Below are 15,931 nucleotides of genomic sequence, written 5' to 3' on the forward strand. Positions count from 1 at the left end.
TCAACATTCATTGACTTTTTTGGAGAGACCCCATGCCAAATACAGCCCTGATCACCGGAGCCTCCTCTGGAATTGGCCGGGAAATGGCCCGCTATCATGCCAGAAAGGGCGGCGACCTGATCATCACGGCACGGCGGGCTCCAGAATTGGCCCGGTTGAAAGCGGAACTGGAAGCCGATCACAAGGTCAAGGTTACAACAATCGCTTTGGACCTTGCTGCGGAGGGCGGTGCTCTCGCTCTCTATGAGGCTACCAAGGATCAGAGGATTGAAATTCTGATCAACAATGCGGGGTTCGGCGGACACGGCAAATTTCTTGACCGTGGTTTGGCGGCTGATTTAATCATGATTGATCTCAACATCCGCGCCGTGATTGCACTGTGTCATCTGGTCGGCAAAGACATGGTTGCCAGAGGCAGCGGAAAGGTTCTGAATGTCAGTTCAACCGCTGCCTATCAACCCGGACCGCTTCAGGCGACATACTTCGCGACAAAAGCCTTTGTCAGCACCTTGTCACCAGCACTCGATTTTGAATGGCGCCCTCACGGCGTCACTGTAACGGCACTTGAGCCGGGTTTTGTGGATACGGAATTTGCAGAAGTGGCGGCAATGACCGAACTGGAGATGACGAAGTCAGGTGCGCACCCTGAAAGCGTCGCCAAATTTGGCTACGAAGCCATGCTCAAGGGCAAATTGCGAGTGATCAACGATCCTAAAATGCGGTTCATGCTAAACTGGCTGGTGCCATTGCTGCCCAGGCGGATGGTTCTCAAAATGGTCAATGACATGCAGACCCGATGATCAACTTCCGAAAAATGCTGCGTTAAACTGATTTCAGGAAATCGCCCGAAGCAGCGTTTGAAATGCAAGGGCGCCCGGGCAATTGCCTTCAAGTCCTCCCAACACACTCCAAGGAAAACTGAGCCGATCGGAGCGAATGCCATGACGGTCCGGCCACGCCTCCACCATGCAGAAGAGACGTGGCCGGTTCCGATTTCATGCTGTTACGGCTGCCTGCGGACGAAACAGTCGCCTCCGGCCGCCTGCAGGCTTTCGCAAAGCGAATTTGCGTCATCACGTGAGCCGGTCGGGATCCTTGCGCGGTAGAACACGCCCCTGTCGCCGAGGTCTGCGGATACGACGACCGCCTGACGATTTGCCAGAATTGCCGGGAACCGGCGCTGAAGACTGGAATAGGCATCGCTGGCGGCTGTGGCAGTGCGCTGAGACGTCACCTGAACGATATAGGTTCCCGGAGGAATGCTGCCCGAGGTGCTCGGCGTGCTGGCCGGAGCCGGTGTAGCTTGTGCTGCCGGAGCAGGTGCACTCGCCTGCTGGCTGAGATTGAGCGGGCCGTCCTGCGGAGCGGAAGGTGCCGGCGCAACAGCAGCCTGCGGTGCACTCGCCACCTGAACCGGCGCATCGGGCTTCTTCCTCGGCAATACGGTCGGAACCTCTGCCACAGGCGCGCTTGTCTCGGTGTCCACCACGGTTTCGCTGACGGCAACAATCGCTGGCGTGGCCGGCGATGCCGGCAGCGGCGCGGCAGCGGCATTATCCAAGGACACGATCGGTTCGGACGTGGCGTCCGGTTGATCTGTCCCGGAGATAACGGGAGTGGTCGCAACGACCCTGGACGTTTCTGTTGCTCCGGAAGAAGACGGTACGGACGGCGCCGGAACTGCCTGTGTCTGAGCGGACACCGCCGGGTCGCCATCGGAAATTATCGTCCCATCCGGGCGCACGACAAGGGTTCTCACCCGTTTCGGAGAGCCAGGTACGAGATCCGCATCGCCGTTCACACCAGCCGGGGCCGGCGGCAGTTCCGCAGGTTCCGGGGTCTCAGGCAGAACCAGGCGGTCCGGACCGGAGGTGCCCGGTCCGTCGACCCGGTCGTAGATCAACTTTCCGGACTGACTGCTGTCCGCTGCAGCCACTTCCGGGTAAATCTTCAAGGGTTCCTGCAGTCCGCTTATCACCGGCGGCGGCCCGCTCGGAATTTGAACCGCGTCCCCGTCGGTCATGAAAAAACCGACCGCCCCCATGACGCCAATGCCGAGTATCCCGGCCGCGACAAACATGCCACGCCGCGATTTTTCACGGGCATGTGGCATGGCCGCCTTTTCGGCGCTCGTGTGCGGAGGCAGAACGCCTGCCCCGCTCAGGCTCGGATCACTTTCCTGCATCGCACGTGCGACTGCGTCGAGATCGTAACCTTCTGGCGGAGGCGGCGTTTCGTCCTCATCGACCTGCGGCACGGAATCCGCTGCCGCCGGCCAGGTCATGTCATCGATTTCCGCGGCGGATACACGCGTTTCCGCTGCCTGCTCGGCCAGTGCCGGCTGGGCGCGTTTCCGGCTCTCCGGGTCAGGAAAGTCGAGATCGGCAAAAAGAGCGTCTATTCCGGCGGGATTTTCATCGTCCCGCTCAGCCGGTGCAGTTTCCCGCACTCCGGTTTCGGCCTGCGTGGCGGTCAACGCGGCGAACAGGTCGTTTTCGTCGATGGTCGGACGCTGAGCATGCGGTCCACTGCCCGTTTCGACAGCATGTGCGGTCACATCGGCTCCGACGACGGGCGCAACGCCCCACTGTTCGCTCTGGCCGGTTTCAACATTTTGTCCGATCTCAACGCCTTCGTTGAAATCCGGCTGCCTGTAACCGGTTTCGGAATGAACTGCATAAGCCGCAGATTCCTCGGCATGGTAGTCAACGTCCCGAGGCAGATAGGCCGCAGCGGAAACACGTGTATCCGCCGTCTCATCGACTGACTGGCGCAGGGCGCCGATCAGTTCATCTTCAAGTTCCGCCGTCAGGTTCTGTTCAAGATCCAGCGAAACCGAAGGCGCCAGCACGCTTCTTTCCTCGGCACCCGGAATTTCCACGGACTCGGAAGTTTGCCGATAGTCCTGATAGGGGTCGGCAGGGCGTGGAGAATGCGGTTCCGCAAGCTCTTCGGCGACCGGCGCAACTGGACTGCCCGCAACCTTGATATCCGGCTGCTGCGGCCAGAGCGCCGAAACATTGGCTTGGCTGTCCGTCGAAATTTCTGCGGCTGCCGGAATGTTCAATCCGTGAATTTTCGCCGGTTCCGAGGCAATAGCCTCCGAACTTTCATCGAAAATAACTTCTTCAGCGCCTAAATCGGTCTGCTCGGGCGTCGTCGCAGTTCCGGCGAAAGTCGGCTCGATGCGTCCACGCTCGGTGTCTGTCGGTGCAGGATGTCCTCCCGCGACCTCGTCCAGACCGGCAAAATAATCGGTATTCTCAACCCGGCCGCTCACATTCGCCCCCGATTGCTTGTTCCTGTGGACAATCCGCGCCAGTTCTACCAGCGGGTCTTCCACAGCCGGGCGCTCATCGCCGCGAGTATCACCGGGCACATGCGAATCCGTTCGTTTTGTTTCGTAATCTTCTGACATGAGCCTTACGAAAACCGGTCCTTTTCATCGCCTTGACCTGACGTTTCGTCAGCTCCGGCAACCTGTTTAAACTAGCGCATTTCCTCAGGAGCATTGACGCCAAGAATCGCCAGACCCGAAGCGAGCACCAAAGATATTGCACGAACCAAAGCAAGACGTGCCAGGGTTAATTTGGCGTTACTGCCGTCAATAAAGCGTAAATGCGGCAATTCCTTGCCTCTATTCCAGTGGCCGTGCAGAGAACTTGCCAGCTCATGCAGATAAAAAGCGATTCTATGCGGCTCATGTGTTTCGGCCGCCGCTTCCACCACTTTCGGCCATTCCGCCATCCTGGCGATCAGCTCCAGCTCACCGCTGTCATCCAGCAAGGTGAAATCGGCATTCGCGAATTCGCCGTCATCCAAGGGCAGATCGGCGAACTCCTCGGCCGCCTGCCGCAGGACAGAGCAGCAGCGGGCGTGGCCGTACTGAACATAAAAGACCGGATTGTCCTTCGATTGCTCAGTGACCCTCCTGAAGTCGAAATCCAGCGGCGCATCGTTCTTGCGGAAGAGCATCATGAAGCGGACGGGGTCGGAGCCGACCTCGTCGACAACCTCGCGCAGGGTGATGAAATCGCCCGAACGCTTGGACATCTTCACGGGTTCGCCGTCCCGCATCAGTTTCACCAGCTGGCAGAACCTCACGATGACTTCGGTTTTTCCGTCCGATATGGCTTTTCCCACGGCCTGCAGCCGTTTGGCATAGCCGCTGTGATCTGCGCCCAGCACATAGATCACTTCCTGGAAACCGCGTTCGAACTTGTCCTGAAAGTAGGCGACATCCGCGGCAAAATAGGTGTAGGAGCCGTCAGACTTTTTAAGAGCCCTGTCGGTATCATCGCCAAAATTGCTGGCGCGGAACAGGGTCTGTTCCCGGTCTTCCCAGTCTTCCGGCAACTGCCCCTTCGGTGGCGGCAATGTCCCCTGATAGACAAGGCCCTTGTCTCGCAGACCGTCCAGCATGTGATCGATCTTGGACCCGTTGCTGTTCTCGCGCTCGTGAAGCGACCTTTCCGAAAAGAAAACTTCATGCTCAACGCCGAGCGCTGCCAGGTCCTCACGGATCAGGTCGAGCATGGCGGAGATGGCTCTCTCCTTTACCAGCGGAAGCCACTCACTCTCGTCCCTGCCCTTCAGGGATTCGCCAAATTCGGTTTTCAGACGCTCTCCGACCGGCTTGAGATAATCGCCCGGGTAAAGCCCGGCGGGAATCGCACCGATATCTTCACCGAGCGCCTCGCGATAGCGCAGGAACGCACTGCGGGCGAGTGTCTCGATCTGCGATCCGGCATCGTTGATGTAATATTCCTTGACCACCTCGTTGCCGGCGAATTCCAGCAAGTTGGCAAGGGCGTCGCCGACGACAGCGCCGCGGATGTGCCCGACATGCATCGGCCCCGTCGGGTTGGCGGACACATATTCGACGTTCACTCTGGGCGCCGGAGACTGCCCGATCGATCCGAAGGCCATACCGTCTTGCAGGACATTCCCGAGGATGCGCTGCCAGACAAGCGGCGCGACCCGCATGTTGATGAAACCGGGACCGGCGATGGCTAGCTCGGTAATTTCCGGGTCCTGATCCAATTGCGCGACGAGCTTTTCAGCCAGATCGCGCGGCTTCATGCCCAGGGGTTTGGCGAGTACCATCGCCGCATTGGTGGCGAGGTCGCCATGCGCACGATCGCGCGGTGCTTCAACAACAACGCGTGACAGATCCGGCGCTGAACCATTTGCATCTTTTAGATCAATTGCCTGGAGCGCTTCTTTGACACGCTGCGTGAAGTCCGCGAAGATATTCATTGAACACCGATCGGTTTTTTTATCTTTGAAACACAAAGTCCCCGCGCGCTGCGAAGACGAAAGCTTCGGCGTCACGGGGCTGGCCGTAAATTCGCTCCAGCGCCTACCCCAAATCGGGTGTGTCGTCAAACAATCTGCGATGTTCCTCTATCGCGTAGCGGTCCGTCATTCCGGCAATATAATCGCAGACCCGCCTGGCAATGTCGGTTTCGTTCAGCGATTGCAGCCCTTCATTCCAGGGGGACGGCATCAGGGCCGGATCCGCCAGGAAGCCGCTGAACAGGTCCTTGACCACACGGGCGACAAGCCTGCGGACTGCCAGGACATCGTGGTGACGGTACACCCGGGCGAAAAGAAATCGTTTCACCTCCTTTTCGGCAGCTGTCATCTGTTCGGAAAAGCCAACCAGACAGCGGCCCGCCATGCGAATGTCCTCGGGGCTTCTGGGATCGACCTGCGAAATATTGCGGACAGACTCATGAATCACGTCCTCCACCATGCGGGTGATGGAGCGGCGCACGATTTCATGAATGCGCCGGCTTTCCTCCAGACCGGGGTATTTTCCATCCACTTCGGCAAGGATATCCGCCAGAAACGGAACAGCGCGCATGTCATCGATGGCGAACAGCCCGGCGCGCAGGCCGTCATCCAGATCGTGTGCGTCATAGGCGATGTCGTCGGCGATCGCCGCGGCCTGTGCTTCTCCGCCGGGCCACGTGTTCAGCAACAGATCCTGCTGTTCGGCGTATTCCCTGATGGCAAACGGCAATTCGCCACCCTTGAATTTTCCGAGCGGGTTTCCGCCGGGCCCGACAAGCGGCCCATTGTGCTTCACGAGCCCTTCCAGTGTTTCCCAGGCAAGGTTCAGCCCGTCAAATTCCGCATAGCGCTGTTCCAGATGGGTCACGACACGCAGAGACTGGGCGTTGTGATCGAAACCACCGAAGGGCGCCATGGCCTCATGCAGAACATCCTCTCCTTCGTGACCAAAGGGCGTGTGACCCAGATCATGTGCCAGGGCCAGGCTCTCGGCCAGATCCTCATCCAGGCGCAAGGCCCGCGCCAGGGACCGGGCGATCTGCGAGACTTCGATCGTGTGGGTCAGCCGGGTGCGGAAATGATCGCCCTCGTGATAGACGAACACCTGGGTCTTGTGCTTCAGCCGCCGGAAGGCGGAAGAATGAATGATACGGTCGCGGTCACGCTGAAAAGGTGTCCGGGTCGGGCTTTCGTCTTCCGGAAACAGTCGGCCCCTGCTGTTTACCGGATTTTCCGCGTATACAGCGCGGGACTGCGCCCCAAAGCCTATTTCCGCCGTCATCTGCTTCCAGCCTTTGCTCACGGTGTGTGCCGTGTCTAACTTTGGTCCATCCCATGCCGCTCATTGACGGGAGCTGCATCAAACCATACTTAAACCTTAGAAATCAGGTTAAAAGCTCAGCCAATGGGCAAGAGCAAAGCGAGTCGGCGGACCATGACCGAAACACTTGAAAATCGAGTAACAGTCAGCGAGCGCGCTGCCAAGCGGATCGCAGCTATATTGTCGAAAGAACCGGCAGGCAGCATGCTGCGCGTCAGCGTGGAAGGCGGCGGCTGTTCCGGACTGCAATACAAATATGACGTGGTGGACGGCCGCGAGGAAGACGACCTTGTCTTGGAAAAACAAGGCGCAACCGTGCTGATCGATTCCATTTCGCTGCAGTATATGGCCGGGTCGGAGATCGATTTTGTCGATGATCTGATCGGCCAGTCCTTCCAGATCAACAATCCGAACGCGACCGCCGGCTGCGGCTGCGGGACCAGTTTCACGATCTGACCGGATACACGCAAATTCCCACGGGCCGACTGTCCCGGCTTTTAAAATCGAGGCGACCGGCCCATGAAAATCGCGACCTGGAACATCAACGGCGTAAAGGCCCGGATCGATACGGTCCTCGAGTGGCTCAAGGAGACGTCACCGGATGTTGCCTGCCTGCAGGAAATCAAGTCGGTCGACGAGAATTTCCCGCGTCAGCCATTCGAGGATCTCGGGTACAATCTGGAAACACATGGCCAGAAGGGCTTCAACGGTGTCGCGTTGCTGTCGAAGTCGCCGCTCGAAGACGTGCAGCGCGGACTTCCCGGCGATGAAAGCGACGAACAGGCCCGCTATATCGAAGGTGGCATTTCCACGTCCAACGGAGCCATTCGTTTCGGCTGCCTCTATCTTCCCAACGGCAATCCGGTCGACACAGAAAAGTTTCCTTACAAACTGGCCTGGATGGATCGACTGATCGCCCATGCGGAAAAGCGGCTGGCGGAAGAGACGCCTTTCCTGCTGCTTGGTGATTACAACGTCATTCCCGATCCCATCGACGCGAAAAACCCGGAAAACTGGGTCGGTGACGCGCTCTTTCAACCCGAGAGCCGCCGCAGGTTCCGGGCTCTCACGCATCTTGGTCTGACCGAAGCTGTCCGCTCCTGCAGCGAAGCGCCCGATATCTATACTTTCTGGGATTATCAAGCCGGCGCTTGGCAGAAAAACAACGGCATTCGCATTGACCATATCCTGATGTCGGCTCAGGCCACGGACCGGATGACGGGATGCGGTATCGACAAACATGTGCGGGGCTGGGAGAAACCCTCCGACCACGTTCCGGTCTGGGTGCAACTCGCGGCCTGACGGCTTTCCGGATGAGTTTTCGCCGGCTTTCTCGCTTCGGGCACCATGCTCTCCACGCCGCCGCAAAGCAGCATGCGCCTTTCTTGGGCTTGCAGTCCCCGGCTTCCATGGTAATCTTTTCAGATTATGGGATAACGCAAAGCCTCGATCCGTCCACTCTGGCTGCCCGTGGACACATCTTACTTGCCCCACGCAAACGGGCCAGGCAGGTTTTCTTTGGTCCCCGACCGGCAGCTTTTTCGTTTTTTCTGATTGTCTTCAGTGCATTCGGCAGCACCTTCGCCAATGCACAGAACGTCTCTTGCACATGCAGATATCAGGGCAATGACTACAGCCTGGGAGAATCGATCTGCCTCAATGGGTCGAACGGGTCACGCATGGCAACATGCGCCATGGTTCTGAACAATACGTCCTGGCAATTCAGCAATGCACCCTGCCCCTTGACCCGACTAAAGCCGGACAGCAAACCGGGAACCGAAAAGCCGTTTCCAGCCAATCCGGGCCGGGCATCCTGAAGAAAAGCAATTTCCTGATGGTGGGGAGCCGTCTGTCCACCTTCGTTTAAAGCGAATACCCGCGCCTTATTGCGGCAGCGGAACCTGTTGCGCCGTCAGAATGTCCGGCCGGTTCTGCTGAAGCCAGCCATCGGCGAGCGAACGCGCCATCTGCCTAACCGGCTCCGGTGACACGGCGAAATACTGTTCGTGCAGCGAGTTGACCCAGCTCGTATCGGAACCGGACGCCTGCTCCCGCGCCACTGTCATCCACATGAGGCCGCGAGCCTTCTTCTTCTCGGAAGAGCCGATCGAATACAGCGTTTCACCGAGCCTTGCCTGCGCACCGACATGTCCCTTCAGGGCCGCCAGATTGTACCAGCGGACAGCCATGCGGCTGTTGGAACTCTGGTACATCCGGCCAAGTTCGTACTGCGCATCCGCGTCACCGAAATAGGAAGCTGCGTGGGTAAAAATCTGCCTGGCGCGGGGCTCGTTTTTCGGCACGGCGCCTTCTATGCCATTCAGATAGTAGGATCCGAGCGCCACGAACGCGCTGGATACAAAGGGGGCGTCCGGCGCATCGGGCCGATCTTCACCGTGCTCGCGCACGATCTGGCTGTAATACTGAAACGCCTTCAGGTCGTCTTCCTGAACGCCGTCGCCCTTGGCATACATCTCGCCGAGCTTCCAGGCCGCCATGGGCTGACCATTTTCCGCGGCGTATCTCAGCGATCCGAGCGCAGCTGCCTTGTCGCCTGAATAATACTGGCGGGCGCCCGCCCGGAGCGCTTCCATCGGCGAGAGATCATCCGGCCCTATTGCCCTTGTGGACGCCGGCTGGCCGTCGAATGCCAGAGCCGGTCCGCTCGCAGTCATCATCGCCACCAGGCCGAGGGCAAGTCCGGCTTTGCCAAGACGTTGACGCATTGATCTGTTGTTTCGCATCCCGGTCACACTATTACCCGCCGGCCAAATGACATTAATCCGGCGGACGATCTTTCCGATCTCGTTTTTAGTCCGCGCCAAGCGCATCTCAAGTCTCTAACACCCCGCCGACCCCTGCTCCTGCGGGTTTCCTGTTCCTGCGTGCCTTGCAGCACCCTGGTCAGCCGAGCGCTGGATGCTCCGGCACTTCCGGCCGATCAACTGTTGCTTTCCTGTCAGCAAACACGAAAGCCGGTTGACCAACTGTGGCCAATCATTTCGACCTTAGTTGGGCCGCAACGCGCCCAAATAAGACCATTTGTTGATACCTCGCCTCCCATTTCAGGGATTGAACCTGAAGGGTGCAATCGGCGACGGATCAGACAATATCCCAACGGGTGACGGTCAAACATGGCCGAACGTTGGCAGGTCGATCTTTCCAGGTCCTCCCGAATGACTCTGTCGGCAAGTGTTGCGGAATAGGCACATTTTTCCGCCCTTGCATCCCCTTCAAGGCCCCGGGTATTAGATCACCATCGGGTTGACGATAGGTTTCCGGAGCCAATTTTACCGGTCCCGCTGTTGAAAACGGGGGCTTCGGGCCAAAACCCTTTGCCGTTCTATCTTTGTCCTTCAAACTGGAGACCGATTCGGTGTAGGTAACGGCGCTGAAGTTGGAAATTCATGGTCAAAGGACCCATCAGGGAAACGGAATGAGCGCGAAAGACGATCTATTTGCAGGCAACGCAGCGGTTTCGGCCCCCATGACGGCAGACGATCCCGCCCCTGCGCCGCAAAAACCGCGTCCGGTCGCAGCCGTTCCCGTGCCTGATGACTATTCCGCAGCCGATATCGAGGTTCTCGAAGGGCTGGAGCCCGTACGCCGCCGCCCTGGCATGTACATCGGCGGCACGGACGAAAAATCGCTGCACCACCTGTTTGCCGAAGTCATCGACAACTCCATGGACGAGGCTGTTGCCGGCCATGCAACCTGGATCGACGTCACATTGTCCGCCGACGGATATCTGACCGTCACCGATAACGGTCGCGGAATTCCGGTCGATCCGCACCCTAAGTTCAAGGACAAGTCGGCTCTCGAAGTCATCATGACCACGCTGCACGCGGGCGGTAAGTTCGACAGCAAGGTCTATGAAACATCCGGTGGCCTGCACGGGGTTGGTATTTCCGTTGTGAACGCCCTGTCGGAGGAACTCGTCGTCGAGGTCGCACGCAGCCGCAAGCTATACCGCCAGACGTTCCGCCGCGGTCACGCGCAGGGTCCGCTGGAGTTTGCCGGCGAAACTCAGAACCGCCGCGGCACGCTGGTGCGGTTCAGGCCGGATGAACAGATCTTCGGCAAGGGTGCAAGGTTCCAGCCGGCCCGGCTTTTGAAGATGGCCCGTTCCAAGGCCTATCTGTTCGGCGGCGTAGAAATCCGCTGGCATTGCGCGCCCGAACTCCTGTCTGAAAAAGACGAAACACCTGCGGAGGCCGTATTCCATTTTCCCGGTGGTTTGAAAGACTTTCTGGCGGAAAGGCTGACCAAGGAACGGCGTGTCGTCGAGGAGATATTTGCCGGGCGCACCGACAAGACAGGCAAGCACGGGTCGGTAGAATGGGCGGTCAGCTGGTTCGCCGGCGATGGCTTCGTCAATTCCTACTGCAACACGGTACCGACACCGGAAGGCGGAACCCATGAAGCCGGTTTCCGCTATGCGTTGCTGCGTGGCCTCAAGGCCTATGGTGAGCTGACCAACAACAAGAAGGCCGCCATCATCACCGGTGACGATGTCATGACCTCGGCCGGCGGCATGCTGTCCGTCTTCATCCGGGAACCGGAATTCGTCGGCCAGACCAAAGACAGGCTTGCAACGAACGAAGCGACAAAGATCGCGGAAGCCGCCGTCCGCGACGCTTTCGACCACTGGCTTACGGCATCTCCAAACCAGGCCAACAAGATCCTGGAGTGGGTGATCGACCGTGCCGAGGACCGGCTCCGGCGCCGGCAGGAAAAGGACGTGGCGCGCAAGACCGCCGTCCGCAAGCTGCGCCTGCCCGGGAAACTTGCCGATTGCTCCGCCAATCAGGCCGAAGGTACGGAACTCTTCATCGTCGAAGGAGATTCGGCGGGCGGTTCAGCCAAGCAGGCGCGCAATCGATCCAATCAGGCGATCCTTCCCCTGCGCGGCAAGATCCTCAACGTCGCCAATGCAGGCCGCGACAAGCTTGTCGCCAACCAGCAGCTGTCCGACCTCATTCAGGCCCTGGGATGCGGCACGCGCAGCCAATACAGGGAAACGGACCTGCGCTATGAAAAGATCGTCATCATGACCGATGCCGATGTCGATGGCGCACACATCGCATCGCTTCTGATTACGTTTTTCTATCGCGAGATGCCTGAACTCATCCACGGCGGACATCTTTATCTCGCGGTTCCGCCCCTTTACCGGCTCAGCCAGGGCGGCAAGACGCTTTATGCACGCGACGACGCCCATAAAGACGAGTTGCTGGCAACGGTTTTCAAGGGCAAGTCGAAGGTCGAAATCGGCCGCTTCAAGGGCCTCGGCGAAATGCTCCCTTCTCAGTTGAAGGAAACGACCATGGATCCGTCCAAAAGATCGATGCTGAAGGTTGCCGTCGAAGAACTGTCGGCGCAGGCAACCGAAGACACGGTCGAACGGCTCATGGGCAACAAACCGGAAGCCCGATTCCAGTTCATCCAGGAAAATGCGGAATTTGCGGACGACCTTGATATCTAGCCGCAAGACCGGGTAACCTGTTTCTTACGTTTTAGTCTCTGGAGCGCTATTTGGAGCGTTTGATCCTCGGCTCCGCTCCCAGGAATGTTTACCGGACCAGTATTATGTTAGACCGGGTGTATACAATTTTCGACAAGCGCCGCCGTCCGCTGCGTAATCACGTGTATCTCGCATTCCCCGATCATGACATTGCGTTTGCCCGGATCGCAGAACCGGCATTTCATGCTCTTGCCCCGGTTCTCCACCACTTGGCGGGCAACGACGCCTGCGGAGCGTTCACGAACCAGACCGCCAAAGCCATGGAGATTTCGGACCGGTCCTTGTTCCATGGAAATGTCGAACTGCTCACGGCGCGTGAATTGAAACGGCGCCATCCGGACATGAAGATCGTAGCCTGGGTGCAGGATCCGCTGCATCGGCTTGCCTATTGCTACGAAAAGATCATCGTGAACGATCTGCCGCTGCCTTCGTATTATCAGGAAAGCTATTTCGACAAATCCATGTCGCCACTGGATTTCGTCTCTCATGTGGCTTCCATTTCGGATCTTGAAGCGGACAATCTCTTTCGCAGCCAGACCGCCGCCCTGACATACAAAGGCGCGCTCACGGCAGATCTCATTCTGCTTCTGGAGCAATTCGAGCATTCTCTGGACAGGTTTCTCGCAGCCGGGTCCGTGAATTTCCGGCCCTCCCCGTCGTTCACCTATCGGGCGCTGGATTATGTCTCCCGGGATACTCTGCAATCCTTCGAGGACGAAGACCTGTGCCAGAAACTCAGGCGGCGATACAAAGCCGACTATGAATTATTCTACGCGCAGGCTGCCGTACCGGCGTAAATCGGCCCAGCCAAAATTCCCGTATAATCTTCAGATTTCAATTATTTCGTCCATTTCAACTGCCGTTACATGCGCCTTGCCTCAAAATTCGAACCGGTTATTCCCGGATGGAGTTTATGTAACGCCTATGGAACTTCGCTGCCCATTTCATGAGCTTCACGTCCGTGTATTAACTGAGATGGCAAAAGTTGCCCGGAAATACTCGCTTTTCTTTGCATTTTACCTCTTCGACGCATTGACACCCGTGCACATGGATGTAGGGTGCGCACGTTGGCCGCTGTGTTAGACACGGCGCCGCCAAATTGAACCACGTCATCCGAAATAACATCCGGGCAAAGCGCTCCATGGCATTTGATACTCTCGGTCTTAGCGAGAAGGTCCTCGCTGCAGTTGAAGCAGCAGGTTATAAAGAACCCACGGCAATCCAGGCGGGCGCAATCCCGCTGGTGCTGGAACGGCGCGATGTGCTCGGCATCGCACAGACAGGCACCGGGAAAACCGCGAGCTTCACGCTGCCGATGCTGACCCTTCTCGAAAAAGGAAGGGCACGTGCGCGTATGCCGCGTACACTGATCCTCGAACCGACGCGCGAACTCGCTGCGCAGGTTGAGGAGAACTTCGAGAAATACGGCACCAATCACAAGCTCAATGTTGCCCTGCTCATCGGCGGCGTCTCGTTTTCCGAGCAGGACAAAAAGCTGGATCGCGGCACGGATGTGCTCATTGCCACGCCGGGACGCCTGCTCGATCACGTCGAGCGCGGAAAACTGCTGCTGCAGGGTGTTGAAATCCTGGTCATCGATGAAGCCGACCGTATGCTCGACATGGGGTTCATTCCCGACATCGAACGCATCTGCAAGCTGATCCCCTTCACGCGCCAGACATTGTTCTTCTCGGCAACCATGCCACCCGAGATCCAACGGCTCACGGAAGCTTTCTTGCAAAATCCGGCCCGCATTGAAGTCGCGCGGACATCTTCGACGTCCGAAAATGTGACCCAGTTGCTCAAGGCGACCGGTTCCAAGGATTTCGACAAGCGCGCTGCGCTGCGCGAACTGCTCGAAGGTGCGGAAGATCTGCAGAACGCAATCATCTTCTGTAACCGCAAACGGGATGTAACGACCCTGTTCCGCTCTCTGGAGCGTCATGAGTACAATGTCGGCACCCTTCACGGCGACATGGACCAACGTACCCGGATGACGATGCTGGACAACTTCCGAAAGGGAAATATCAAGATCCTCGTAGCTAGCGATGTTGCTGCTCGCGGTCTGGACATTCCCGAGGTCAGCCACGTCTTCAACTACGATGTCCCGATCAATGCCGAAGACTACGTTCACAGGATCGGCCGGACTGCCCGGGCAGGCCGCAAAGGCACAGCCTTCACGCTGGTGACCGAAGAAGACCACAAATATCTGGCCGCTATCGAAACGTTGATCGAAAAAGCCCCCGAGTGGGTGGGTGAGCCTATCGACTTTGAAACCGCGGCCAAGGAACGCAAGGCCCGGCGCAGAGGCGGAAAAGCCGCCAAGGACGTCAAGTCGAGCAATGACAACGAGGCTGAAAAGGCTCCTGCGACAGGCCGTCGGCGTTCGCCGTCAAAGCCCCGGCAGCCACAGCCTGTTGAAAGCACCATCGAGGAGCCTCAGGAAGCTCTGGCCCCGATTCCGGTGCCCAGTATTTCGGAGACATCCGGAAACAGGAAATCCAGAAACGAGAAGCAGGAGCCGGCCTTCAGCCCCGGCGTTCATATTCCTGCATTCCTGCTGCGTGAACCTCGACCGAAAAAAGCCTCGTAACGGAGAATTCCGTAAAGGTTTCTCTCCGGATTTAACGGCTCCTTAAACCTTCCGGCAGAGTCTGAAGTCTGGTTCTTGCGGCCGTGTGGGGCGGTTTGCGGGACTTCAGGTGAGAGTAGCTTGATGTCGGATTCAGACGACCACCAGCGTACCATCGGATACGGTGCGTCCGCGCTCAATTACATCAAGAAGAACATGCTGCCGGCTTATCCGCGTTGCTATGAGCTGTGGTACACCTATTCTGCCGGCTACAATCAGGGTCTGAACCGCGCCATCAATGAAGCCATCAAGTCCGAAGGACGGGTCAGCACAGACGAGATGCTGACCCTCTACGGACGGTTTCTCTCACCCATTCGTCTGGGCGACCGGCTCGACGAGGTTGGTACCAAGGTTTCCAAGGAAGTCGAAGAACTGGTGGATTCGCTCAAGCTGAGCGCGGATGCGACCTCCGACTACGGAGCCGCACTGGAACAGGCCAGCGAAAAAATCAAATCGGTCGCCGATCCCAAAAAGCTGCAGACTTATGTCACTCATCTGGTGAAATCCACTCAGAGCGCCGTGGTGTCCAACCGCAAGCTCGAGAGCCAGCTGCTGGAATCCAAGAAGCATATCGAGAATCTCCAGTCGTCCCTTGAAGCCATTCGTTATGAATCGCTGACCGACGAACTGACGACGCTGAGCAATCGCAAACATTTCGAGAACTCGATCGAGCGGTCAATCGAGCAGGCCAAGACCGGCGGCAACGGTTTTGCGTTGCTGATGACGGATATCGATCACTTCAAGAAATTCAACGACACCTACGGCCACCAGACCGGTGACCAGGTTCTGCGTCTCGTTGCTCTGGCCGTGAAACAGAATATCAAGGCCAAGGATATCGCCTGCCGCTATGGCGGCGAAGAATTCGCGATCATTCTTCCGCAAGAGAATCTGGATGCCGCCGCTGAAATCAGCGAGCGCATTCGCGTGGCGGTGATGTCCAAGGAATTGGTGAAGCGTTCTACCGGTGAGAACCTCGGACGAGTCTCCATCTCCGTCGGCATAGCCATCTACCGGAATACGGACAATGTCCATTCTATCGTTTCACGGGCGGACGAAGCGCTTTACGCAGCAAAAAATGCCGGCCGCAATCTCGTTAAGAGCGAAAAAGACCTTGCGGATGCGGAAGATCAGGTCGATGTGGCCTGAAGCTCTTTCGCCG

General features: G+C 58.0%; 11 protein-coding genes. 7 read left to right on the top strand and 4 right to left on the bottom strand.

Translation table 11 applies throughout. The features are described from left to right. Nucleotides 1–32 precede the first annotated feature (32 nt). Nucleotides 33–800, top strand: coding sequence for an SDR family oxidoreductase (locus tag Q1B40_RS10425; RefSeq protein WP_299813504.1), 768 nt, complete (start codon nucleotides 33–35; stop codon nucleotides 798–800). Between the two features lie 203 nt (nucleotides 801–1,003). On the opposite strand, the gene Q1B40_RS10430 is transcribed toward Q1B40_RS10425, so the two are convergent. The 3 genes from Q1B40_RS10430 to Q1B40_RS10440 all read right to left on the bottom strand — a co-directional run bounded on the left by Q1B40_RS10430 (nucleotide 1,004) and on the right by Q1B40_RS10440 (nucleotide 6,580). After that, nucleotides 1,004–3,379: an SPOR domain-containing protein gene (locus tag Q1B40_RS10430; protein ID WP_299813507.1), complete on the bottom strand. Its 2,376-nt coding sequence runs from the start codon at nucleotides 3,377–3,379 to the stop codon at nucleotides 1,004–1,006. A 110-nt stretch (nucleotides 3,380–3,489) separates the two neighbouring features. Next, nucleotides 3,490–5,259: an arginine--tRNA ligase gene (argS, locus tag Q1B40_RS10435; protein WP_299813511.1), complete on the bottom strand. Its 1,770-nt coding sequence runs from the start codon at nucleotides 5,257–5,259 to the stop codon at nucleotides 3,490–3,492. 103 nt (nucleotides 5,260–5,362) lie between these two features. Next, a complete protein-coding gene (locus Q1B40_RS10440) occupies nucleotides 5,363–6,580 on the bottom strand; it encodes a deoxyguanosinetriphosphate triphosphohydrolase (RefSeq protein WP_299814893.1) in 1,218 nt (405 codons plus the stop codon). 153 nt (nucleotides 6,581–6,733) lie between these two features. Here Q1B40_RS10440 and erpA point away from each other — a divergent pair, with 153 nt between their 5' ends. Then, nucleotides 6,734–7,075 carry an iron-sulfur cluster insertion protein ErpA gene (gene erpA / locus Q1B40_RS10445; RefSeq protein WP_299813514.1) on the top strand — a complete coding sequence of 114 codons (342 nt, stop codon included), beginning with the start codon at nucleotides 6,734–6,736 and terminating at the stop codon, nucleotides 7,073–7,075. A 63-nt stretch (nucleotides 7,076–7,138) separates the two neighbouring features. Beyond that, entirely contained in the window at nucleotides 7,139–7,921 is a 783-nt protein-coding gene (xth, locus tag Q1B40_RS10450) for an exodeoxyribonuclease III (RefSeq protein WP_299813517.1), read from the top strand. A gap of 581 nt (nucleotides 7,922–8,502) precedes the next feature. On the opposite strand, the gene Q1B40_RS10455 is transcribed toward xth, so the two are convergent. Continuing rightward, nucleotides 8,503–9,345: a tetratricopeptide repeat protein gene (locus Q1B40_RS10455; RefSeq protein WP_299813520.1), complete on the bottom strand. Its 843-nt coding sequence runs from the start codon at nucleotides 9,343–9,345 to the stop codon at nucleotides 8,503–8,505. A 710-nt stretch (nucleotides 9,346–10,055) separates the two neighbouring features. On the opposite strand from Q1B40_RS10455, the gene parE reads away from it, so the two are divergent. The 4 genes from parE to Q1B40_RS10475 all read left to right on the top strand — a co-directional run bounded on the left by parE (nucleotide 10,056) and on the right by Q1B40_RS10475 (nucleotide 15,918). Next, nucleotides 10,056–12,101, top strand: coding sequence for a DNA topoisomerase IV subunit B (parE, locus tag Q1B40_RS10460; RefSeq protein WP_299813522.1), 2,046 nt, complete (start codon nucleotides 10,056–10,058; stop codon nucleotides 12,099–12,101). Between the two features lie 104 nt (nucleotides 12,102–12,205). Continuing rightward, a complete protein-coding gene (locus Q1B40_RS10465; protein WP_299813524.1) occupies nucleotides 12,206–12,937 on the top strand; it encodes a sulfotransferase family 2 domain-containing protein in 732 nt (243 codons plus the stop codon). Nucleotides 12,938–13,281: 344 nt separating this feature from the next. After that, nucleotides 13,282–14,733 carry a DEAD/DEAH box helicase gene (locus Q1B40_RS10470; RefSeq protein WP_299813526.1) on the top strand — a complete coding sequence of 484 codons (1,452 nt, stop codon included), beginning with the start codon at nucleotides 13,282–13,284 and terminating at the stop codon, nucleotides 14,731–14,733. Nucleotides 14,734–14,856: 123 nt separating this feature from the next. Beyond that, on the top strand, nucleotides 14,857–15,918 hold the full coding sequence (locus Q1B40_RS10475) for a GGDEF domain-containing protein (protein ID WP_299813529.1): 1,062 nt from the start codon (nucleotides 14,857–14,859) through the stop codon (nucleotides 15,916–15,918). Nucleotides 15,919–15,931: the final 13 nt, after the last annotated feature.

The sequence above is a fragment of the uncultured Roseibium sp. genome (assembly GCF_947496995.1).
Classification (GTDB): Bacteria; Pseudomonadota; Alphaproteobacteria; order Rhizobiales; family Stappiaceae; genus Roseibium.

Excerpts from the sequence above, each read along its gene's own strand:
- Q1B40_RS10425 (WP_299813504.1), top strand. The coding sequence starts at position 33 with ATGCCAAATACAGCCCTGATCACCGGAGCCTCCTCTGGAATTGGCCGG.
- argS (WP_299813511.1), bottom strand. The coding sequence starts at position 5,259 with ATGAATATCTTCGCGGACTTCACGCAGCGTGTCAAAGAAGCGCTCCAG.
- Q1B40_RS10440 (WP_299814893.1), bottom strand. The coding sequence starts at position 6,580 with ATGACGGCGGAAATAGGCTTTGGGGCGCAGTCCCGCGCTGTATACGCG.
- erpA (WP_299813514.1), top strand. The coding sequence starts at position 6,734 with ATGACCGAAACACTTGAAAATCGAGTAACAGTCAGCGAGCGCGCTGCC.
- xth (WP_299813517.1), top strand. The coding sequence starts at position 7,139 with ATGAAAATCGCGACCTGGAACATCAACGGCGTAAAGGCCCGGATCGAT.
- Q1B40_RS10455 (WP_299813520.1), bottom strand. The coding sequence starts at position 9,345 with ATGCGTCAACGTCTTGGCAAAGCCGGACTTGCCCTCGGCCTGGTGGCG.
- parE (WP_299813522.1), top strand. The coding sequence starts at position 10,056 with ATGAGCGCGAAAGACGATCTATTTGCAGGCAACGCAGCGGTTTCGGCC.
- Q1B40_RS10465 (WP_299813524.1), top strand. The coding sequence starts at position 12,206 with ATGTTAGACCGGGTGTATACAATTTTCGACAAGCGCCGCCGTCCGCTG.
- Q1B40_RS10470 (WP_299813526.1), top strand. The coding sequence starts at position 13,282 with ATGGCATTTGATACTCTCGGTCTTAGCGAGAAGGTCCTCGCTGCAGTT.
- Q1B40_RS10475 (WP_299813529.1), top strand. The coding sequence starts at position 14,857 with ATGTCGGATTCAGACGACCACCAGCGTACCATCGGATACGGTGCGTCC.